Here is a 20,979-nt window from a genome sequence, read left to right on the forward strand (position 1 = left end):
ATCTGGTGAATGACGGCTCCGATCACGCGAATGACGGCCCGGAGCACGCGGGATACGGTCCCGATCACGCAGGTTCCGGGCTCAGGCGGCCGAGACCCGTGCGTGCGGCCGGAACCGGACGCCGGTCGGGATCGCGCGGTGGGCCCAGTGGCCCAGCACCACCAGCAGCGCGATCTCCAGCACCATCATCAGCCGCTCCACCAGGCCCGTCGCCACGGTCGGCAGGTGGCCGCCCAGGATGACGTTCACCGCGAACGGGACGATGAACGGCAGGTAGAACGGGATGGCCGCCAGCGCCAGCCGGCGCGACCACGTCGCGGACCGGCGCCAGCGGGGGTCGTCGCGGTGGCGGCGGCCCAGTGCCCAGCCGACCACCGGCAGGCTCAGGCACGTCACCGCCGAGGCGTACAGGTGGATCTTGCCCGTCGCGGTGATCGCGCCCCCTTGGGGGTCCTTCGCGAACACCGCCACCGCCAGCAGGCTCACGCACCACAGCACCTTCGCCGCCACCAGGGCCGGGTTGGCCAGCAGGCCGCGGCGGCAGAGCGCGACCAGCAGCAACGCCGACCCCGTGCTGGTGAGCAGCAGCGCGCCGTCCCACATCCAGCGGCCCGGGCTCAGTGCGTAGTCGCTGAGCATCGTGCTCACCGGGTCGAGGGGCGCGAGCCTGCGGTCGACGTGCAGCACGGCGAGCAGTACGACCGCGCCGGCGAAGGCGGCGAGTGCCCCGGGGACGAGCAGGCGGGCGCGCAGGCGGGGACGGACGGGTGCGGGACACAGCATGTGGGAAGACACTCCGGGACGGTTCGGCTGGTTCAGGCGCAGCCGCGCACGCTACCCGTGACCTTTCCGTGACCATGGCCGACGCGCCCGGCCTGTGACCCACGACACCGTCAGTGGTCGCCGTCCTGCGGGATCTCGGCCGAGTCGGTGAGCCGCAGCTTGCGCCGCGCCCGTTGGTAGAACGTCGTCATGCCGAGCCGGACCACCCGGGCCGCGCTCGGCCGGCCGCGCAGGTCGAGCCGTTCGCCCGGCGAGACGTACCCCTGGACCTGGCCGTCGACCTCCACCGCCAGCCGGCCGCTGGTCGGCAGCAGCTCCAGGGTCACCTCGTCGTGCACCGAGAGCACCACCCCGCGGCTGTAGGCCGAGTGCGGCGCCGCCGGCGTCACCAGCAGGGCCTCGACCGCCGGGCTGGTGATCGGGCCGCCCGCGGAGAAGCTGTAGGCCGTCGAGCCGGTCGGGGTCGCCACGACCACCGCGTCGGCCGAGTAGCTCACGAACGGCTGGCCGCCGACGCGGACCGCGACCACCGCGCTGCCGTCGCCGGGCACGCGCACCACCGCGATGTCGTTGAACGCCGTGATCCGCCGTCCCTGCAGCACCGCGTCCACCGCCAGCCGCGGCTCCACCGTGAACTGGTGGTCGTCGATGGCCGACAGCGCACCCGGCAGGTCCGGGACGTCGACCTCGGCCAGGAACCCGAGTTTGCCGAGGTTCACCCCGAGCACCGGAGCGCGCTGCCCGTCGGCCAGCCGCATGGCCCGCAGCATCGTGCCGTCGCCGCCCAGGCTGACCAGCAGGTCGGAGCGCCGCCCGAGTTCCTCGGGCGGCACCCCCACCGCCGCGCAGTTCAGCCGGACGATTTCGTCCTCGATGCCGAGGACCTCGATGTTCCGGTTGCCCGCCCAGCCGAGCACGGCTTCGACGGCGGCCGCCGAGTCGCGGCGGGGGTGCAGCACGAGTCCCGCGGAGTGCATGTCAGCGGCTCCGGACGGGGGAGGTACCGAGCGTCATGCGCTCAGTCTGCCCGCTCCCGCCCCGGGCCGCCGCGAGAACCGCAGGGCGCCGTCGTCGAGCTTGCCGTGCCGCAGCTTGACGACGTCGTGGGCGTAGCTCATGCCCAGCTGCCACGGCGCCCGCGAACCCGCCTTCGGGAACTCGTCGATCGACCGCTGCACGTAGCCGGCGTCGAAGTCCAGCAGCGGCCGCTCGGTCACCGCCGGGTCGTCGTTGACCGGCACGCACTGGTCGTAGCCGTGCCGGTCGAGGTGGCGCAGCAGCCGGACGACGTACTCGGCGACGAGGTCGGCCTTGAGCGTCCACGACGCGTTCGTGTAGCCGATCGTGAAGGCGAAGTTCGGCACGCCGCTGAGCATCATGCCCTTGTAGGCCATGGTTTCCGGCAGCTTCACCGGGGCGCCGTCCACCGACAGCTCGATCCCGCCGAAGGCCAGCAGCCGCAGCCCGGTGGCGGTCACGACGACGTCCGCCTCGAGCTCGTCGCCCGACTCGAGCCGGATGCCCCGGTCGGTGAAGGACGCGATCCGGTCGGTGACGATCGAGGCGTCCCCGCGGCGCAGCGACCGGAACAGGTCGCCGTCCGGGACCAGGCACAGCCGCTGGTCCCAGGGCTGGTAGCGCGGCTTGAAGTGGGTGTCGACGGCGAACCCCGGCGGCAGCTGCTTCACCGTCGCCTTGCGGATCAGCGCCTTGACCACGCCCGGGCGGCGCCGGCTGAGCTGGTAGATCAGCGTGCTCACCGCGACGTTCTTCCAGCGCGCGATCGGGTACGCCAGCTTCGGGCCGAGCACCTTGCGCAGCCGGTTGGCCAGCTCGTCCTCCGACGGCAGCGAAAGGATGTAGGTGGGGGAGCGCTGCAGCATCGTCACGTGCGCGGCGAGGTCGGTCATCGCCGGGACGAGCGTCACCGCCGTCGCGCCGCTGCCGATGACGACGACCTTCTTGCCCGCGTAGTCGAGGTCCGCGGGCCAGTGCTGCGGGTGGACGACGGTGCCGCCGAAGTTCTCGATGCCCGGGAACTCCGGGGTGTGCCCGGCCGCGTAGTCGTAGTAACCGCTGCACAGGTACAGGAACTTCGCGGTGAATCCGGCGGTTCGGCCGTCGTGCTCGGCCACGACCGTCCACAGCGCGTCCGCTGTGGACCATTCCGCCCGGAGCACCTTGTGCCCGAAGCGGATGTGCCGGTCGATCCCGGCTTCGGCCGCGGTGTCGCGGACGTACCGCAGGATCGACGGCCCGTCGGCGATGGCTTTGGCGTCGGTCCACGGGCGGAACCGGTAGCCGAGGGTCTGCATGTCCGAATCGGACCGGACACCCGGGTAGCGGAACAGGTCCCAGGTGCCGCCGATCGCGTCGCGGGCTTCGAGGAGCGCGTAGCTCTTGCGCGGGAACGCCGTGGTCAGGTGGTGGGCCGCGCCGACGCCGGACAGCCCGGCACCGACGATCAGCACGTCGAGGTGTTCGGTCATCTCACACGGCCTCCGTCCGCCGCGCGCGCCGCATCACGCGCGTCAGCACGGCGTTGTAGTGGGTGGGGGTGATGCGGGCGAGCGCGTCGAACAGGTAGGCGTCCGGGCCGACCAGGATGCGGGCCTTGCCGCGCTCGACCCCGGTGTGGATGATCGCCGCCGCCTTCTCCGGCGACGTCATCGTCATGGCCTCGAACTGCGCGGCCATCTGCTCGTGGGTGCGGCCGCGACCCTCGGGGTCCCGGCGCACCCGGGCGTTGCGCGCGATGTTCGTCGTGATGCCGCCCGGGTGGACGGTCACCGCGCGGACGCCGGTGCCGCGCAGTTCCTGCCGCAGCGACTCGGTGAACCCGCGCACGGCGAACTTCGCCGCGCAGTACGCGCTCTGGTAGGGCATTCCGAGCAGGCCGAACACGCTGGAGGTGTTCACGATCGCGCCTTCGCCCTGCTCGACGAGGACCGGCAGGAACGCCCGCGTCCCGTGCACGACCCCGCGGAAGTTGATGTCGTGCAGCCAGTCGTCGTCTTCGGGCACCGCGTCGAGCACGGTCGAGGTGACCGCGACCCCGGCGTTGTTGAACACCGCGGCCAGCGGGGCCGGCAGCCACTCTTTCACTTCCCCGGCGAACCGCAGCTGGTCTTCGGCGTCGCGGACGTCGAGGACGCGGGTCAGCACCCGGCCGGGCAAGGCGGCCGCGGTGGCCTTCAGGCCGTCTTCGTCGACGTCGGCCAGCGCGACCGGAGAGCCGAGCCGGGACAGCCGCGTGGCCAGGGCCCGGCCGATGCCGGACGCCGCGCCGGTGATCACCACCGGTCGTCCCGTCAGGCCGTGCTGCTCACGGGGCCGTGACATCGCTGCTCCTCGCGTGCTCGTCGATGAGGTCGAGCACCGTGGGCCAGGCGCCTTCGGGCAGGTCGTGGCCCATGCCGCGGACGGTTTCGCGGCGGGCGCCCGGGATGGCCCGCGCGGTCGCGAGCCCGCCCGTCGGGTGCACCATCCGGTCGCGGTCGCCGTGGATGACCAGCGTCGGCGCGGTGATCCGCCGCAGCAGCGCGGTCCGGTTGCCGGACTTCATGATGGCGGCGAGCTGGCGGCCCACCCCGCCGGACGTCGGATCGCGGTCCCAGCCCGTCCCGGCGAGCTCGCGCACGAAAGCCTCGTCGAACGGGAAACCGTGCGAACCGATGTGGCGGAACATCCGCACCGCGCTTTCGACCGCTTCTTCCCGCGACTTCGGCGGCTTGCCGCCCATCATCCGCAACGTCGAGAGCGCGGGACGGCCGAGCAGGCGCGACCCGGTCGTCGACATGATCGACGTCAGGGTGCGGATCCGGTCCGGGTACAGCGCCGCGGTGGTCTGGGAGATCATGCCGCCCATGGACACCCCTGCGATGTGCGCGGTCTCGAGGTCCAGCGCGTCGAAGAGGCCGATCGTGTCGGCGGCCATGTCCTTCAGGTCGTACTGCTGCGCCGGGAACCGGCCCGCGAGCATGCCGAGGAGGTTCGGCGGCCGGAAGCGCAGGTGGGTCGAACGCCCGGTGTCGCGGTTGTCGAACCGGATGACCTCGTACCCGCGTCCGGCCAGCTGCGCGCAGAAGGCGTCCGGCCAGCTGTGCAGCTGCTGGCCGAGCCCGGCCACGAGCACCAGCGGCTCGGCGCCGGTGTCCCCGATGCGTTCGTAGGCCAGGGAAATGCCGCGGCCGGCGTCGGCGATCTGTTCGGTCACGAATCTCCTCCGGTGTTGCGGCGGCGCACGACCGCGCGGCCGCCCTTGGCGGGTGCGTAGGCCACGCCCCGCGAGTGCCAGCGTTCGCCGGGTTCTTGCGTCGGTACCAGCGTGAAGTCCCGCAGGAGGGTCCGCAGCACGACGGTCATCTCCATGGTCGCGAAGGCGGCGCCGAGGCAGCGGCGGGTGCCGCCGCCGAACGGGATCCACTGGTAGAGGTCCGGGCGCGCGCCGGCGAAGCGGTGCGGGTCGAAGGTGGCCGCGTGCGGGAAGACGGCGTCGTCGTCGTGGATCAGCGCGATGCTGACGAGGACCGCGTAGCCCTTCGGCAGCGTCCACCGGCCGAGCCGGAAGCCGTCCTGCTTGACCTGCCGGGCGGTGAGGTCGATGACCGGGCGGGTGCGCTGGACCTCGAGGATCGTGGCGTCGAGGAGCTTCCCGTCGTCTTCGGCCAGTTCGGCCAGCAGGGCGGGGTGCCGCCGGAGGCGCTCGACGGCCCAGGCCAGCGTGGTGGCGGTGGTTTCGTGGCCGGCGGTGAGCAGGGTGAGGAGCTGGTCGGCGATCTCCTCGCGGCTCAGCCCCGACCCGTCGTCGTAGCGGGTCTGCAGCATCATCGCCAGGACGTCGTCGCCGTCGGGCCGGGCCTTGGCGATCAGCCGGTCGACGATCGCGTCGTATTCGCGCCGCATCCGTTCGAAGCGGCGCCACGGGTTGAAGCGGCCCTTCTTCGGGATCGGCAGCACGGCCAGCCGCGAGCCGAGGGTCACGAACGGCGGGAGTAGCTCGCGCAGCTCGGCGAATTCGGCCCCTTCGGCGCCGAAGACCGCGCGGAGGATGGCGTTGAGGGTGATCCGCATCATCGACGGCAGCGTGGCGAAGGCCCGGCCCTCCGGCCAGGTCGCCAGTTCGCGGACGGTCTCCTCCTCGACGATCTTCTCGTACGCCGCCAGCCGCCGTCCGTGGAACGGCGGCACCAGCAGCTTCCGCTGCCGTTTGTGCTCGTCGCCGGACAGCGCGAACATCGACCGTGGCCCGAGCACGCGCCCGAGGTTGACCTCCAGGTTGTCGACGAGCTCGGGCCCGGAGGTGAACAGCTGCTTGATCTCGGCGGGGCTGCTGATCACCACGGCGTTGCCGAAGATCGGCACGTTCACCGTGAAGGCGTCCCCGTAGCGCTCCTTGAGCCGCCGCATCCCGCGCAGCGGCTGCGTCAGGGCGTAGGCGCCCTGGACGGCGCGCGGCACGGTGGGCCCCGGCGGCAGTGTCGTGGGGCTTGTCATGGTCGTCATCGACCCTCCCGGAAGGTGGTACGCGACCGTACCGTCGGTACGGTACGCCCGTGTACCATCCTCTTTCAAGAGGAGGGGTATAGCGTGGGTTCCGTGGACGTCGACACCCGCCCGCACCGGCAGCGGCTGCTGGACGGGCTGGCCGAGTCGATCATCGATACGGGCTTCCGCGACACGACCGTCGCCGACGTCGTCCGCCGTGCCCGCACCTCCCGCCGGACGTTCTACGAGCACTTCTCCAGCCGCGAAGAGTGCTTGATCGCGCTCTTGGCCGACGCGAACCGCGCGATGATCCGGCAGATTTCCGAGGCGGTCGACCCCCGGGCGCCGTGGGCGGTCCAGGTCCGCCAGGCGATCGAAGCGTGGATCGCCTGCGCGGAGTCCGAGCCGGCGATCACCCTGAGCTGGATCCGGGACGTCCCGGCGCTGGGCGCCCCGGCCCGCGACCTGCAGCGCGACGCGATGGAGGGCTTCATCGCGATGACCCAGCGCCTGACCGACACCCCGGAGATGCGCGCGGCCGGGATCAGGCCGCCGTCGCGCCAGTTGTCGATCATGCTCCTGGGCGGTCTGCGGGAACTGATCGCGACGACCGTGGAGGACGGCGGCCGGGCCGGCGACGTCACCGAAGTCGCGGTGCGCGCGTCGATCGCCCTGCTCGGCCCGGCCTGACCCGCCTTCTCAGAGCGCGGGCACCAGCACTTCCCGGCACCAGGTCCGGAAGCCGGTCGCCGTGATCGTCGCCTTCGCCCAGTCGGCGTCGTAGATGCCCTCGTCCTGCGCGGCGAACATCTCGGTCGCGTCGGCGACCAGCCGGTCGCTCGCGCCTTGGGACCGGCGCATCGCGGCGAAGCCGGCCAGCGTGACCCGCTGGTAGCGGACCGGGCGGCCGAGCTCTTCGGTGAGCACCTGCGCCATGTCGTCGGGGGTGAACCGGTCGGGGCCGAACACCGGGACGTCGGACTGCCCGGTCCAGGACAGGTCGGTCAGCAGATCGGCGGCCGCGGCGGCGACGTCGCGGGTCGCGATCGTGGCGAGCGGCTGGTCGCCGGCGCAGGTCAAGGTGAACTCGCCCCGCTCGCGGATCGCGGACAGCTGCCCGAGCAGGTTTTCCAGGTAGAAGGGCGGCGAAACCGCCCGGTAGTGCGCGCCCGACCGCTGCAGTTCGACGTCCATGGCGAAGGCCGCGGAGAGCACGCCCGCGGGCTTCGGCCAGCCGTGTCCGGCGCTGCTGATCGCGACGACGTGGCCGACGTCGTGGCGGCGGACCGCTTCGGCACCGGCCCGGGCGAAGGCGAGGTAGTGCTCGTGCGCGCTCGGGGCGGCGGGATTGGGCGGGACGAGCCAGAACAGCGCCTCGGCGCCGGGCAGGGCCGCGTCGAGCACGGCCGGGTCGTCGTGGCTGCCCTCGACCACCTCGACCTGCGCGCGGACGTCGGCTTCCAGGCGGGCGGCGTCCCGGACGACGACCTTGACCTTGCCGTTCCCGGCCAGCAGGTGCCGCACGAGCCGGCGGCCGATCTGCCCGGTGGGGGTGGTCACGACGATCATGGGTTGCTCCTAAGCTGAAGATGAACTCCGGTTCCGAATATAACCCGATCGGCCGGGTCGTCAAGTACGCTGGGGCCACCATGACCGCTTCCCGACGTGCCCTGCGGGCCGACGCCCGCCGCAACCGCGACGCCATCCTCGACGCCGCGGGCGAGCTGTTCGCCCGGCGGGGCGACGCCGTGCAGATGGACGAGATCGCCGACCGCGCCGGACTCGGCGTCGGCACCCTGTACCGGCACTTCGCCGACAAGCAGGCGCTCCGCGCGGCGATCATCGGCCGCCGGTTCGAGGAGATGGCCGTCCTCGCCCAGGCCGCCGAAGCGGCCGGCGACCCGTGGACGGCGTTCGAATCGCTGCTCTACGGCTACCTGGAAGCCGCGGAACCCGACGCCGCGTTCCGCTTCGCCATCCTCGGTCCCGAACAGCCGAGCTGGGCCGACATCGAGGAAGAGAAGCTGGCGTTCTCGGCGAGCGTCGAGCGGATCGTGCGCCGCGCGGTCGAGGCCGGTCGCCTCCGCGCGGACTTCGACCGCGAAGACTTCGTCCTCATCACCCGCGCGGCCATGGCGAACATGACGGTACCGGGCCACTGGCGGCGGTTGCTCACGCTCCAGCTGGAGGGCATCCGGGCCTGAGCGCGGTCAGCTCGGCCGGCGCTTGGTGGCCAAAGCCGGTGCGGCAGCGGGCAAGCCGGTGGGAGTGTGGCCCGCTAGGTCACCACCGGATCGCCGAGGGCGAGCTCGGGTGGCCGGCCCCGCCGGGTGACCACGACCGCCGCGGAACCGAACGGAGATGCCGAGGCGCCCGGCCGTGACATCTCGAGCCGCAGCAGGCGGCCGCCGGAGACGTCCAGGTCGATCTTCGCGGGCTTCCCGGCCGAGACGTCGTGTTCGGACCGCGGGGTCCCGTCGAGCACCACGCGGAAGCGCCCGACCTGGAACGGGTCCCGGGCGTTGTCGAGCACCCCGGCGACACTGGTGAACCGCTGGTAGTGCCCGCCGAGGTCGAGTTCGATGAAGCCCGGGCCCGTGGTGGCCGGGGTGCCGGGCCGCAGGACGATGCTGTTCTCGTAGTGCAGGCCGTCGATCCACGCCTCGCCGCGCCGCACCCCCGAACTCGCGCACATCCACGGGAGCTCGCCGGCCCGCACCTGCCGCGGCGCGCGTGCCCCGCCCCGCCAGATCCCGCGGCGGGGCATCGGGTGCTGCCCCTGACCGGTGATCGCGGCAAGGAGGTCGGCGACGCCGTCGTCGGTGAACTCCGCGATCTCGTACCGGGTCATCGAGTACGGGTTGAGGAACTCGGGGATTTCGTCGATCGACCGCCCGGGCAGGACGACCGGGAGCACCCGCCGGGTGCCGTCCTCGAGGTCCCTGGTCAGCTTGTTGCGGATGATGGCGGTCTCGAACTGGGCCCCGCGGCCCTCGTCCGGCGGCGCTTCGCCGTCCGCCCGGGCGCGGTACAGGGGAGACGCCACGACGATGATGAAGTCGGCGGCCTTGAGGTGCCGGGTCGCCCACAGCGACCAGTCGATGCGGCTGTTGTCGTACCACTGGTCGAGCACGACCTCGAGGCCGATCCGGCTGCGCAGGAAGGTCGCGAACCGCCGGACCAGGTCCTTGTGCTGCCCGCTGTCGTGCGAGTAGCTGAAAAACACCTTCGGCGGGTCGGGCTCGGACATCGGCTTCCCCTCGGATCGGTCGGTGAATCACCGATCCGCGCGATCGGTTTCCGGAAAACGATTCGGCCCCTCGTGTTCCGTGTTCGCCTGTCATATATCTGCCGCCCGATGTGTTGTCAAGTACGCGTTTCCGGACTGATTGAGGCCCTGGCCAGCTATTGTCCTGAATCTGTCAGGTTTCCCGTCTTCTTCGGCGGCTGTCGGCGGATCTAGGATCGATTCGCCTGGCGGGACCGGTGAAGGAGCGATGACACGCGTGTACGAGTACGACGTGTTCATCAGCTACCTGCGTACCGCGAGCGATATCTCCGCGTGGATCAGGAACCATTTTCACCCGCGTCTCCTGGAAGTGCTCGACAACAACCGGTACGACGATGTCAGGATTTTCTTCGACGACCAGGTCGACGTCGGAGCCAGCTGGCCGGCGGAACTGAGTTCGGCGCTGCAGCGCTCTCGCGTGCTGGTCCCGGTCTGCTCGCCGAAGTACTTCCGCAACGAATGGTGCCTGGCCGAGTGGGCCTCGATGGAGGAACGCGAGGCACTGACCGCCGCCCTGCCCGGAATGCGCCGGCGGCCCTTGATCTACCCGGTGATCTTCTGCGACTCCCGGCACTTCCCCGACTGGGCCCACGCGCGGCGTCCCCGTGACCTCCAGCAGTGGAACCACCCCTTCGAACACTTCCAGACCGCGCCCGCCTACCTCGACTTCAACCAGCAGATCAAGCAGATCGCCGCGGAGCTGGAAGAACTCATCGACCGAGCGCCGGAGTGGCGGGACGACTGGCCGGTGCGCACCCCGGCCCCGGAGCCGCCGAAGCGGGCGCGGATGCCGAGGTTCTGACCGATGCCGGGATCGATCTTCACCTTCTACTCCTACAAGGGCGGCGTCGGCCGGAGCTTCACGCTGGCCAACGTCGCCGTGCTGCTCGCCCGCTGGGGCCACCGCGTCCTCTGCCTGGACTGGGACCTGGAAGCACCGGGCCTCGGCGTCTACTTCCGGCCGCGCCTGTCCGCGCCGCCGAGCGGGGGTGTGGTCGACCTCGTCGACGACTTCCGGCACGGCCGGTTCGCGCCGGAGGCGCACGTCCAGCGGCTGACCGACGTCGGCGTGCTCGACTTCATCGCGGCCGGCCGTGAAGAGGCCGGGTACGTCACCCAGGTGCAGGAAATCGACTGGGACGGCCTGTACGACGACGGCTTCGGCGAATACCTCGAGAAGTGCCGTGAACACTGGGCCGCCCGCTACGACTTCGTCCTCGTCGACAGCCGGACCGGGATCTCCGACATCGGCGGGATCTGCACGGCACACCTGCCCGACCACCTGGTTCTCCTGTTCACCGCCAACCGGCAAAGCATTCTCGGCGCGATGGAGGCGGCCCGGCGCGCGGACGCCGCCCGCAACCTCCTCCCGTTCGACCGTTCGCGGTTGACCGTGCTGCCGGTCCTGTCGCGGTTCGACAACCGGGAGGAGTACGACCGGTCCGAGACGTGGCGACGCATCGTCGTAGAGGAGACCGCCGAGCTGTACCGGACCTGGCTCGACCAGACCGTCGAACCGGCGACGATGGCTCGCCACCTCACGCTGCCGTACGTGTCCTACTGGAGCTTCGGCGAGCAGCTGCCGGTGCTGTCGGAGCAGACGCCGAGCGCCGACCAGATCGGGTTCGCGCTCGAGACGGTGGCGGCCGTGGTCGCCTGCCGGCTCGATCGGACCGATCTGCTGGCCGAGAACCGGGACGCCTACGTCGCCGCCGTCCGGTCGAGCCGCCGCGAATTCAAGCACGACCTGCGGGTCAGCATCCCGCGCACGTTCGTCAACACGGCGAACGAGCTGGTCGACGAACTCAAGAAACGGGAAGTGCGTGTGGTGAAGTCGCTCTCGGGCGACCGTTCGCTGCTCGCGCGGGCCGAGGACGACGCACGGCACCTGTGCCTGGTCGTCGACGGCAAGGTCAGCCGCTGGCAGGCCGCCGAGGTCGAGCTGTTCCTGCACCGGACGCTCGGCCAGGACCGCCGGGTCATCCCGATCCTGACGGCCGGCACCTTGGCCTCCTCGCTGCCGGGCTACGTCGGAAATCTCCGCTACCTGCGCCTCAGTGGTTCGCGAGGCCCCGCCGAGGTGGCCCGCGACCTGGTCACCCAGCTGCGCGGCGACACCCCGCTGGTCGAAACGGACGACGACCTCGACCTAGTCGCGCTGCTCGGACAGGCCCGCGAATCCCGCCTGCGCCCGTCCCGCTGGGACCTGGTCGACGAGCTGGTCACGGCCCTGCAGGCCGCCGTCGCCGCGGGGGACGGCGGGCGAACCCGCGACCTGGCGGCGGACCTGGAAGTAGCGGTGAAACCGCGTGCCCCCACCGGCGCCGACCAGCACCCGGCCCCGCCCGGAGTCCGCCGGTCGATCGACTGGCTCCTGCGCACCCTCGACACCCGCGCCAAACCCACGACGCACCACCGGAAGGATCTCCGATGACCGAACGCCTGGGGCACAAGCAGACCGCGGCGATGTTCACGCTGATGGTGCTGGGCCGCGAAGTGCCCAACCCGGAGCTGAAGGAGCTGGTGGGGTTCACCCTCACCGGCAAGGAACGCACGCAGCTGAACGACGGCGGGTACGTCGCCAGCGAGAAGTCCGGCCGGACGTTCGTCCACGAGCTGACCGACCGCGGCTGGGCCTGGTGCGAGAAGGAGCTCGGGGCGAAGACGCCCCCGCCGCCCCGCCCGCAGAGCACGCTGTGCTCGGTGCTGTACCTGGTCCTGGGTGGCTTCGACGACTTCCGCCGCAAGCGGAACCTGCACCTGGCTGATGTGTTCGGGACCACGACCCCGGCACCTGCGGAACCGGTCGAGGATCTCGAAACCCGCATCCGGGTCGCCTACCGCGAACTCGTGCGGGAGCCGCGGGGCTGGGTGGGGCTGGTGGACCTGCGGCCGAAGCTCGGCGCGCCGGCCGCGGAAGTCGACGCCGTGCTGAAGGAGCTGAGCCGCGCCGGGAAGATCCACCTCGTCCCGGAGGACAACCGCAAGGCCCTCACCGCGGCCGACCACGAAGCGGCGATCCGCATCGGCGGCGAGGACAACCACTTCCTTTCGTACGAGGCGTTGTGATGGACGAGCTCAAGGCACTGGCGACCCTGAGCTTCGACTGGGCGGACACGCCCGACCACGTGTGGCGGGACTCGCCGTACCACGTCGACGGTCTGCACGCCGACGCGCTCGCCGCCCTCAAGACGGGCATCCGCGACGCCGTGGCCAGCGACGGACCCAGCCCGATCGGACTGGTCCTGCAGGGGTTGAAGGGGGTCGGCAAGACACATCTGCTCGGTCTCGTCCGGCGCCAGGCCCACCGCGCGCGAGGGTACTTCTTCCTGGACGACGTGACCGCCGCCGAGGCGTTCTGGGAGAACACGGCCGAAGCCCTTCGCCGCGGGTTGGCCCGTCCGGATGATTCGGGGGAGTCGCAGCTGAAGCGGTTCTTGCTGCGCGTGTGCCTCCGCGCCCACGTCGACGCCGAGGTCGAGGCGAGGATCAGGCGCGGACGCGGCCTGACGGCCGAGGATGTCGAAGCCTTCGTCGACGGGGTGGCGTCCCTCGACGAGGTGGTCGCCGACGAATGCGGCGACACCGCACGGGCCCTCGTGCTCATCGCGAGCCGGGATCGGAGTGCCAAGTACATCGGCGAGGACTACCTGGACGGCGACGCCGAGCTGACCTCCGAAGCTCGCGAGTGGAACATCTACTCACGACCGAAACCCGCCCGCGTCCTCGTGCAGGAAATCACCCGGCTGCTCGCCCTCACCGGGCCCGTGGTGATCGCGGTGGACCAGCTCGACACCCTCGTCGCGCGCTCGACGCAGGGCATGCTCGGGCAAGGTGCCGCGGACGACCTGCTCGTGGCGCAGGTCGCCGACGGGCTGATGGGGCTGCGGGAGGTCACGCACAAGACCCTGACCGTGCTCGCCTGCTTGCCGAGCACGTGGACGCAGATCAAAACGAAGGCGGCGGGCACCGTACCGGACCGGTTCCGCGAGTCGACGACGCTCGGCCGGATCACCGACGCCGAGGTCGGGCGCGCGCTGGTCGCGAAACGGCTGGGCGTCGCCTACCAAGCCATGGACTTCACCCCGCCGCACCCGACCTGGCCGGTGGCGCCGGTGGCGTTCTCGGACCCGTGGGAACAGTGGACGCCACGGCAGCTGCTGAAGCGCATCGGCGCGCACATCGAACTGTGCCTGCGTGCCGGGCAGGTCCAGGAGCTGACTTCCTTCGACGAGCGGGTCGTGGCGCCGGTCGTCCCGGTGCGCACCGCGGTCGAACCCGATCGGTTCGCCGAGCTCGATGCCGAGTTCGAAAAACTGCAGGCCGAGGCCGATCCCGGCGCGCTGCTCGCCGAAAAGAACGTGGACAAGGTGATGCCGGATCTGCTCTCGGCGGCGCTGCGCTGCTGGGTCACCGAGGTCGGCGACGACGACATGGAATGGTCGTGCGAACGCCAGAACGGGCGCAGCGAGGTGCACGCACGGCTCACGCGGACCGTCGTCGAGGCCGCGGACCTGCAGGAGCACTGGGCGTTCCGGGTGATCGCCGCCCGGGATCCGCGGGCGGCACTCAGCCGGTTCCGCAAGGCCCGCTCCGACGCCGGACAGCTGCAGGGGGCGGACAACCGGCACCTCGTCATCCTCCGCGACGCCTGGGGACGTGGGGCGAAGACGCGGGAAGAGGTAACCAAGTTCACGACCGCCGGCGGCCGTACCATCCCGCCGAGCCCGGCCGACATCCGGATCTTCTGGGCTCTGGACAAGATGCTCGCCAACGGCGGCCGCGAGCTGCACGAGTGGCTCATCGACCGCCGGCCCGCCAGCCGCTCCGAACTGCTCGCCGCCGTCCTGCCCGAGAAGCCCGCCGAGAAGCCCGCCGAGAAGCCCGCCGAGAAGACCACTGAGAAAACCACCGAGAAGACTGCCGAAGCGACGCACCCGCCGCCCGGGGAAGGGGAAATCACCCTCGGGACCGTCGTCGGGTCCGGGGAGCCCGTGCGGATCGAACTCTCCGCCCTCCGCAAGCACGCCGCCGTCTTCGCCGGGTCCGGTTCCGGGAAGACCGTCCTGCTTCGGCGGGTCGTCGAAGAATGCGCTCTCCTCGGGGTCTCCGCCATCGTCCTCGACCCCAACAACGACCTCGCCCGGCTCGGGGACCCCTGGCCGGAACCCCCGGACGGCTGGCGGAACGGTGACTCCGCGCTCGCCGAGCGGTACCTGACCGACACCGATGTCGTCGTCTGGACGCCCGGGCGGGCCACCGGGCGGCCGCTCGCCTTCCGGCCGCTGCCGGACTTCGGCGGGGTTCTCGACGACACCGACGAATTCACCGCCGCCGTCGAGGTGGCCGTGGCCACCCTCGCGCCGCAGGCGCGGCTCACCGGGAGCACCGCGAAAGCGAACATCGGGCTGGCCGTCCTGCGGCAGGCCGTCGTCCACCACGCGCGGACCGGGTCGCGGAGCCTGCCCGACCTCGTCGAGCTCCTGTCGGACCTGCCCGAGGACGTCAGCAACCTCAACGGCGCCAAGCGCATCGCCGCCGATCTCGCCGAAGTCCTCAAGGCCGCGATGGTCAACGACCCGCTCTTCGCCGGCGGTGGCGAGCCGGTCGATCCCGGCGCGCTGCTCACGCCCGCCGCCGGGAAGCGGGCGCGGGTCTCGGTGATCAGCTTCGTCGGGCTGCCCGCCGAAGAACAGCGGCAGAACTTCGTCAACCAGCTGCAGATGGAACTGTTCGCCTGGATCAAGCGCAACCCGGCCGGCGACCGGCCGCTCGGGGCCCTGTTCGTCATGGACGAAGCCCAGACGCTGGCGTCCTCCGGGAGTCTGACGGCGAGCACGCGCAGCACGATCGTGCTCGCTTCCCAGGCCCGCAAGTACGGCCTGGGCCTGCTCTTCGCCACCCAGGCTCCGAAAGGCCTGCACAACCAGGTGGTCGGCAACGCCATGACGCAGTTCTTCGGCCGCCTCAACAGCCCGGCCCAGATCGCGGCGGCCAACGAACTGGCCCGCGCGAAGGGGAGTCCGGTCGCGGACATCTCGCGGCTCGAACGGGCGCAGTTCTACGTGGCGGGGGAGGCCTTCGGGTTCCGGCAGGTCGCGACGCCGCTGTGCCTGTCGCACCACCCGGCCAGCCCGCTGCGCCTGGAAGAGGTGATCGCCCGGGCCCGCGAGGACTGAGCGCCGTCGATCCGGGCGGGGTCCGTTCGACGCATCGGTGAAGCACCCCCGACCCGAGGAGTTCCCCGATGATCCGCCTTTACATGTCGATGTCCCTCGACGGCTTCGTGGCCGGCCCGGACGACCGGCCCGGGCAGGAGCTCGGCCGCGGTGGCGGCCGGCTGTTCGACTGGCTGGACCACCGCCACGGTGACGGCGCCAGCGCGCAGATCTACCGCGAAGCGCTGGCAACCGGCGCGCTCATCTCCGGCCGCCGCACGTTCGAGCTCGCGGGTCGCTGGGGCGGTGACCACCACGACGGCGTGCCGATCCACGTGCTCACCCGGAAGATCGATCCCGCCGACACCCCGCCCGGCAGCGCGCGGTTCTTCACCTACGTCACCGCGGCGGCCGAAGAAGCCCGCGCCGCGGCCGGCGATCGCGCGGTGATGGTGCACGGCGCCGGTGCGGCGCAGGCGTTGCTCGCGGCGGGCTTGCTGGACGAAATCGAGCTCCACCTCGTCCCGGTCCTGCTCGGCGAAGGACGGCGGCTGTTCGGCGCCACCGCAGCGGAACTCGAACTAGTCCGGCGCCTCGAAGACCGCGACGTGCTCCACCTGCGCTATCGCGTACGGGCCGGTGCCCGGTCCGGCCACTGAGGACCGGGCACCGGCGCCGGTCAGTCCGCCTCGGGGAAGTGGATGTCGGTGACGTGCACGTCCACGACCTCCACGTCCAGGCCGAGGTACTGCTCGACGGCGTCGATCACCGCGACGCGGATCTGCTCGCCCAGCGCCTTGACCGCGTGGCCGAACTCGACCACGACGGGCACGGTCACCCAGGCCACCTCGTCGGCGAGCTCGACGGTGATGCCGTCCTCGGCGACGCTGTGCACGCCTTCGGTCTGCGCGGCGATCCGCACGACGATCTTCCCGACCACGCCGTCGGCGATCGTGGTGCTGCCCCGGCTGCCCGCCGCGGGACGGGCCGCGGCCGCGTCGGCTTCGGGGGCCGGTTCGGCCGCCACGACCGGTGCCGCTTCGGCGACGACCGCCTCGGCTTCGGCGACGACGGCCGCGGCGGCCGGCTCCGTCTCCACGGCTTCGGCGGCCGGCTCGTTTTCTTCCGCAGGCTCGCTTTCCGCGACGACGTCCGCGTCGGCGTCGGCTTCCGCGACCGGTTCGGCGGTCTCGGTTTCGGCGGCGTCCTCCGACTCGGAGGTGTCCTCGGCGACCGCCTCCTCGTCGGTCCCGGTGACGTCCTCGTCGCTCGTCTCGGCGGCTTCGCCCGTGTCGGCTTCGGACTCGGCCTCGTCGCTGCCGACCGCTTCGGCTTCGACGGTTTCCGCGGTGACCTCCGCCTCCGGCGTGGAATCCGCCTCCTCGGCGACGGGCGGCTCAGGGGTTTCGGCGGCCTCGGCGGTGCCGTAGGCGTAGCCCCCCGAACCGGGGTTTTCGTTCTTGGGACGGCCGAAGATGCTGTTGATGACGTCGGACATGGGTTCCCTTTCCGGGGCGCGACGACTACCTGTGGGGACAGCAGACGGCGACATGTTAGGGGACGGCCCGTGACGCGCGTCACGGGCCCCCGCCTTCGAGACTCGCTTGTGTCCCAACGGATATCCGGCCGATCACGGTCCGTCAGACCGCGTTCGGCGGTCGGTGATCACGCGCCCGGAATCACGTCCCGGAATTGTCGTCTTTCTGTCGCTCGGCGATTTCAGCCGTCGTTCCGGAAAAGCCCGAGGGGAACGCTGGAACCGAGCGCCCGGTACCCCGCCGGGTTGAGGTGCAGGTGGTCCCCGACGTCGTAGGCCGGCAGCAACCGGGACGGCGCCGCCGGGTCGCGGGCCACCTTGTCGAAGTCCAGCAGCGCGTCGAAGTGACCCGGCTGGCGGATCCACGCGTTCACCCGCTGCCGGGCCTCCTCGCGGGCCGGGTCGTCGTAGCCGGTGTTGCCGCCGAAGGGCGTGATCGTCGCGCCGTACACGCGGATGTCCTGCGCGTGGGCGCGGACCAGGATCTGGTCGTAGGCGTCGATCAGCTGCTCCGCCACGTCCGCGGCGGCCGCCGGGGTGGCGGTGCCGATGTCGTTGACGCCTTCGAACACGATCGCCCACGAGACCCCGCTGGTGGCCAGCAGATCGCGGTCGAGGCGGGCCAGCACGTTCGGGCCGAGGCCGTCCTGCAGGACGCGGTTGCCGCCCGCGGCCTCGTTCACCACCGACACGCCGTGCAGCCGCGCGGCCAGCACGTTCGGCCAGCGGTCGTTCCCGTTCGTCGTCGACCCGCGGCCGTCGGAGATGGAGTCGCCGATCACCGCGACCGCGGACGCCGGCGAGAGCACCTCGACGCCGCTGAGGAAGTACCAGTGGTCGACCGGTGTGGCGCCCGGCAGTTCGAGGTCGGCGACGTGGTTGCCCGCCAGCAGGTACGACGTCGTGCGGGAACCCGGGTGCGAGGTGATCGACGTCGTGGCCTGGCCGTGCGCCAGGTAGGCCGACACCGCGATGTTCTCCAGCGGCCGCACCGGGAAGGGCAGCGGGTCCGACACGACCTGCGCGCCCTGCGGGACCGTCGTCGACGGCTTGCCGTGGAAGGTCACCGGGACGACGCTGCCCGGGACGACCCCGGAAACCCCGGCCGCGCCGGAAACCGGCCTGGCCACCGACACCGCGGTCAGCGGGAGCGGGGCCCCGCCGAAGGCGTTGGAGAACCGCAGCCGGATCCGCGGGCCGCCGACGGTCACCTGCGCCGTCTCGCGCAGGGACGCGTCGTCGAGCACCCGGTCGGTGCCGGTGAAGGGGGCCGGCGGCAGGTTGCCCGGCTCGGTCAGCTGGGGCATCGACGTCCACGTCGCCACCCAGTGCGAAGGCGCGGGGCGGGCCGAGGCGCCCACGAAGAGCACGGCCAGCACGGCCAGGACGGAGAGGACCAGAGGACGTCTCACAACGAGAACTCCGGGGTCAGGACCCGGTCGGCGCCGACGACGCGGCGCGGCCCGGTCAGCGTGCAGTGCAGGGTCGTGACGATCTGTTCGCTCGAAGTCCCCACGCGCAGCTCGACGTCGCCGGGGTCGACCTGCCGCCGTCCCGCCCGCCCGGTGTAGGACGTCAGGTCCGCGTGCAGGCCGATCTCCAGGACGCAGGTCTGCCCCGGCGGCACGGAAACCCGGCGGGCCGCGATGAGCTGGCGCTCCGGCCGCGCGACCTCGGCCACCGGGTCGTGCAGGTAGACCTGGACGACTTCGGAGGCCTCGCGTCGGTGTTCGTTGCGCAGCGTGACCCGGACCCGGCAGACGCCGTCGGTCGGCCAGAGCGAACCCGTCGCGCTGACGTCCAGCCAGGTGGCCGGCGCGTAGGACAGCCCGTGGCCGAACGGGAAGAGCGGCGTGGGATCCACAGTGGACACTTCGCTGCGCCGCCCGAGCGGCGCGGCCAGGTACGTCGAGGGCTGGCTCGCCCCGGCGGCCGGGAAGCTCACCGGCAGGCGGCCGGCCGGGTTGGCGCGTCCACTGAGGACGTCGGCCAGCGCCCCGGCGCCCTCCTCGCCGGGGTAGAACCCGCAGACGACCGCGGCCAGCCGCGGGAGCTGCCGGGACAGCTCGTACGGCCGTCCCGAGAGCAGGACGAGCACCACCGGCTTGCCGGTGTCCAGCAGCGCGTCCAGCAGTTCTTCCTGGCGGCCCGGCAGCCGCAGGTCGGGCGCGTCGCAGCCTTCGCCGGACGTTCCCCCGCCGAAGAGCCCGGCCCGGTCGCCCAGGACGGCCACGCACACCGACGCGTCCGCGCACGCCGCGACGGCTTCGGCGATCCCTTCGTCGTCGCCGCCCGTCACCGGGCAGCCCAGCGCGTAGGAGACGTCGTCGTAGCTGGAACGCAGCGCTTCGAGCAGGGTCGGCACCGAAACGCCGAAGGGGACGTCGGGGTGGTGCACGCCGACGTGCAGCGGGAAGGAGTAGCAGCCGAGCATCGCGCCGGGTGTGTCCGCCCGCGGTCCCACCACGGCGACGCGGGTGGCGGGGGAGAGGGGCAGCGTGCCGTCGTTGTGCAGCAGCACGATCGAGCGCTCGGCCACCTCGCGGGCCAGCGCCCGCGACTCGGCGTCGTCGAGGTCGATCTCGTCGGGGACCTCGGGCGCCCAATCGGCGTCGAGCAGGCCCAGCTCGCACTTCTGGCGCAGCACCCGTTCGAGGGCGCGGTCGACGGCGGCGACATCGACCGCGCCCCCTTCCACCGCGGCGAGCAGCGGCTCGCCGTAGCAGTCCATGGTCGGCAGCTCCACGTCGACGCCGGCGGTGAGCGCCTGGGCGGCCGCGTCGGCGCGGTCGGCCGCGACCCCGTGCAGCCGGTGCAGGAACGCGACGGAGAAGTAGTCGGCGACCACGGTGCCGTCGAACCCGTAGGTGTCCCGCAGGAGGTCCGTCAGCAGGGCCGGGTCGGCGGCGGACGGGAGACCGTCGGTGTCGGTGTAGGCGTTCATCACCGACCGGGCGCCGGCGCGCAGCGCCTGCTCGAAGGGCGGGAGCAGGACGTCGGCGATTTCGCGCGGGCCGGCCGAAACCGGTGCCAGGTTGCGCCCGGCGCGGGAGGCGGAGTACCCGACGAAGTGCTTCAGCGTGGCGACCACGCCCGATGACTCGAGGCCGGCGACGTAGGCGCTCCCGATCGTCCCGACCAGGTAGGGGTCCTCGCCGATGGTTTCCTCGACCCGCCCCCAGCGCAGGTCGCGGGCCACGTCGAGGACCGGCGCGAGGCCCTGGTGCACGCCGAGGCCGCGCATGGTGCGCCCGATCTTCGCCGCCATCCGGCGCACCAGGTCCGGGTCGAAGGTGGCGCCCCACGACAGCGGCGCGGGGTAGATCGTCGCCTGCCACGCGGCCAGCCCGGTGAGGCACTCTTCGTGCACCACCGCGGGAATCCCGAACCGGCTGCTGGTGACGATCTGCCGCTGGGTGCGCGCGAGGCTGTGCGCCCCGATCACCGGGTCGACCGGCCGGGTGCCGAACGCGCGGGTCAGCTGTCCGATCCCGTGGCGGACCAGGTCGTCGAAGTCGACCGCCGCGTCGACGAACTCGTGCTGGTGCGGCGCCATTTCGCCGCCCGAGTCGATGCCGACCCAGACCCCGTAGAGCTGGGCGAGCTTCTCGCGCAGGGTCATCCGGGCCATCAGGGCCCGGACGCGTTCGCCCGGGTCGGCCGCGGGGTCGCGCCACGGCTCTCCGGCCGTGGTGGGCTGCGTGGTCAAGGCTTTTCCGCCCTTC

18 protein-coding genes are annotated in these 20,979 nt (G+C 71.8%); 7 read left to right on the plus strand and 11 right to left on the minus strand.

Translation table 11 applies throughout. The features are described from left to right. Positions 1–81: 81 nt before the first annotated feature. From ACLJPY_RS03770 to ACLJPY_RS03795, 6 genes are all read right to left on the minus strand, one after another. Positions 82–795, minus strand: coding sequence for a DUF998 domain-containing protein (locus tag ACLJPY_RS03770; RefSeq protein ID WP_410586586.1), 714 nt, complete (start codon positions 793–795; stop codon positions 82–84). A 98-nt stretch (positions 796–893) separates the two neighbouring features. Beyond that, positions 894–1,760, minus strand: a complete 867-nt coding sequence (locus ACLJPY_RS03775; protein WP_410586587.1) for an NAD(+)/NADH kinase — start codon at positions 1,758–1,760, stop codon at positions 894–896. A 33-nt stretch (positions 1,761–1,793) separates the two neighbouring features. Next, complete coding sequence (locus ACLJPY_RS03780; protein ID WP_410586588.1) at positions 1,794–3,272, minus strand: flavin-containing monooxygenase; 1,479 nt, start codon at positions 3,270–3,272, stop codon at positions 1,794–1,796. Between the two features lies 1 nt (position 3,273). Further along, positions 3,274–4,125 carry an SDR family NAD(P)-dependent oxidoreductase gene (locus ACLJPY_RS03785; RefSeq protein WP_410586589.1) on the minus strand — a complete coding sequence of 284 codons (852 nt, stop codon included), beginning with the start codon at positions 4,123–4,125 and terminating at the stop codon, positions 3,274–3,276. Then, the gene (locus tag ACLJPY_RS03790) at positions 4,109–4,999 is read right to left on the minus strand and encodes an alpha/beta fold hydrolase (RefSeq protein ID WP_410586590.1); all 891 of its coding nucleotides are present in this window, start codon (positions 4,997–4,999) and stop codon (positions 4,109–4,111) included. Before ACLJPY_RS03790 ends, ACLJPY_RS03785 begins: the two co-directional genes overlap by 17 nt. Next, entirely contained in the window at positions 4,996–6,288 is a 1,293-nt protein-coding gene (locus ACLJPY_RS03795; protein ID WP_410586591.1) for a cytochrome P450, read from the minus strand. The genes ACLJPY_RS03790 and ACLJPY_RS03795 overlap by 4 nt, the downstream gene beginning before the upstream one ends. 84 nt (positions 6,289–6,372) lie before the next feature. Here ACLJPY_RS03795 and ACLJPY_RS03800 point away from each other — a divergent pair, with 84 nt between their 5' ends. Further along, positions 6,373–6,960: a TetR/AcrR family transcriptional regulator gene (locus ACLJPY_RS03800; RefSeq protein ID WP_410586592.1), complete on the plus strand. Its 588-nt coding sequence runs from the start codon at positions 6,373–6,375 to the stop codon at positions 6,958–6,960. Between the two features lie 9 nt (positions 6,961–6,969). Here the strand turns inward: ACLJPY_RS03800 and ACLJPY_RS03805 are convergent, their stop codons facing one another. Next, entirely contained in the window at positions 6,970–7,839 is an 870-nt protein-coding gene (locus ACLJPY_RS03805; RefSeq protein WP_410586593.1) for an NAD(P)H-binding protein, read from the minus strand. 80 nt (positions 7,840–7,919) lie between these two features. Here ACLJPY_RS03805 and ACLJPY_RS03810 point away from each other — a divergent pair, with 80 nt between their 5' ends. Next, a complete protein-coding gene (locus ACLJPY_RS03810; protein ID WP_410586594.1) occupies positions 7,920–8,474 on the plus strand; it encodes a TetR/AcrR family transcriptional regulator in 555 nt (184 codons plus the stop codon). A gap of 74 nt (positions 8,475–8,548) precedes the next feature. Here ACLJPY_RS03810 and ACLJPY_RS03815 read toward each other — a convergent pair whose 3' ends face one another. Beyond that, on the minus strand, positions 8,549–9,520 hold the full coding sequence (locus ACLJPY_RS03815; protein ID WP_410586595.1) for an SEFIR domain-containing protein: 972 nt from the start codon (positions 9,518–9,520) through the stop codon (positions 8,549–8,551). 247 nt (positions 9,521–9,767) lie between these two features. Between ACLJPY_RS03815 and ACLJPY_RS03820 the strand changes: the two genes are divergently transcribed. The 5 genes from ACLJPY_RS03820 (at position 9,768) to ACLJPY_RS03840 (ending at position 16,376) form a co-directional block, all read left to right on the plus strand. Next, complete coding sequence (locus tag ACLJPY_RS03820; protein WP_410586596.1) at positions 9,768–10,361, plus strand: TIR domain-containing protein; 594 nt, start codon at positions 9,768–9,770, stop codon at positions 10,359–10,361. 3 nt (positions 10,362–10,364) lie between these two features. Next, on the plus strand, positions 10,365–11,993 hold the full coding sequence (locus ACLJPY_RS03825; protein WP_410586597.1) for a CATRA system-associated protein: 1,629 nt from the start codon (positions 10,365–10,367) through the stop codon (positions 11,991–11,993). Further along, complete coding sequence (locus tag ACLJPY_RS03830) at positions 11,990–12,628, plus strand: hypothetical protein (protein WP_410586598.1); 639 nt, start codon at positions 11,990–11,992, stop codon at positions 12,626–12,628. The genes ACLJPY_RS03825 and ACLJPY_RS03830 overlap by 4 nt, the downstream gene beginning before the upstream one ends. Continuing rightward, on the plus strand, positions 12,628–15,738 hold the full coding sequence (locus tag ACLJPY_RS03835) for an ATP-binding protein (protein ID WP_410586599.1): 3,111 nt from the start codon (positions 12,628–12,630) through the stop codon (positions 15,736–15,738). Before ACLJPY_RS03830 ends, ACLJPY_RS03835 begins: the two co-directional genes overlap by 1 nt. A 68-nt stretch (positions 15,739–15,806) precedes the next feature. After that, on the plus strand, positions 15,807–16,376 hold the full coding sequence (locus tag ACLJPY_RS03840; RefSeq protein WP_410586600.1) for a dihydrofolate reductase family protein: 570 nt from the start codon (positions 15,807–15,809) through the stop codon (positions 16,374–16,376). 20 nt (positions 16,377–16,396) lie between these two features. On the opposite strand, the gene ACLJPY_RS03845 is transcribed toward ACLJPY_RS03840, so the two are convergent. From ACLJPY_RS03845 to ACLJPY_RS03855, 3 genes are all read right to left on the minus strand, one after another. Then, positions 16,397–17,215, minus strand: a complete 819-nt coding sequence (locus ACLJPY_RS03845; RefSeq protein ID WP_410586601.1) for an Asp23/Gls24 family envelope stress response protein — start codon at positions 17,213–17,215, stop codon at positions 16,397–16,399. A 221-nt stretch (positions 17,216–17,436) separates the two neighbouring features. Continuing rightward, positions 17,437–18,666 (minus strand): SGNH/GDSL hydrolase family protein, encoded by a 1,230-nt coding sequence (locus ACLJPY_RS03850; protein WP_410586602.1) that lies wholly within the window; start codon positions 18,664–18,666, stop codon positions 17,437–17,439. After that, positions 18,663–20,963, minus strand: a complete 2,301-nt coding sequence (locus tag ACLJPY_RS03855) for a beta-glucosidase family protein (RefSeq protein ID WP_410586603.1) — start codon at positions 20,961–20,963, stop codon at positions 18,663–18,665. The genes ACLJPY_RS03850 and ACLJPY_RS03855 overlap by 4 nt, the downstream gene beginning before the upstream one ends. Positions 20,964–20,979 lie beyond the last annotated feature (16 nt).

Origin of the sequence: Amycolatopsis sp. lyj-23 (genome assembly GCF_046549135.1) — a bacterium.
In the GTDB taxonomy this organism is placed as follows: domain Bacteria; phylum Actinomycetota; class Actinomycetes; order Mycobacteriales; family Pseudonocardiaceae; genus Amycolatopsis.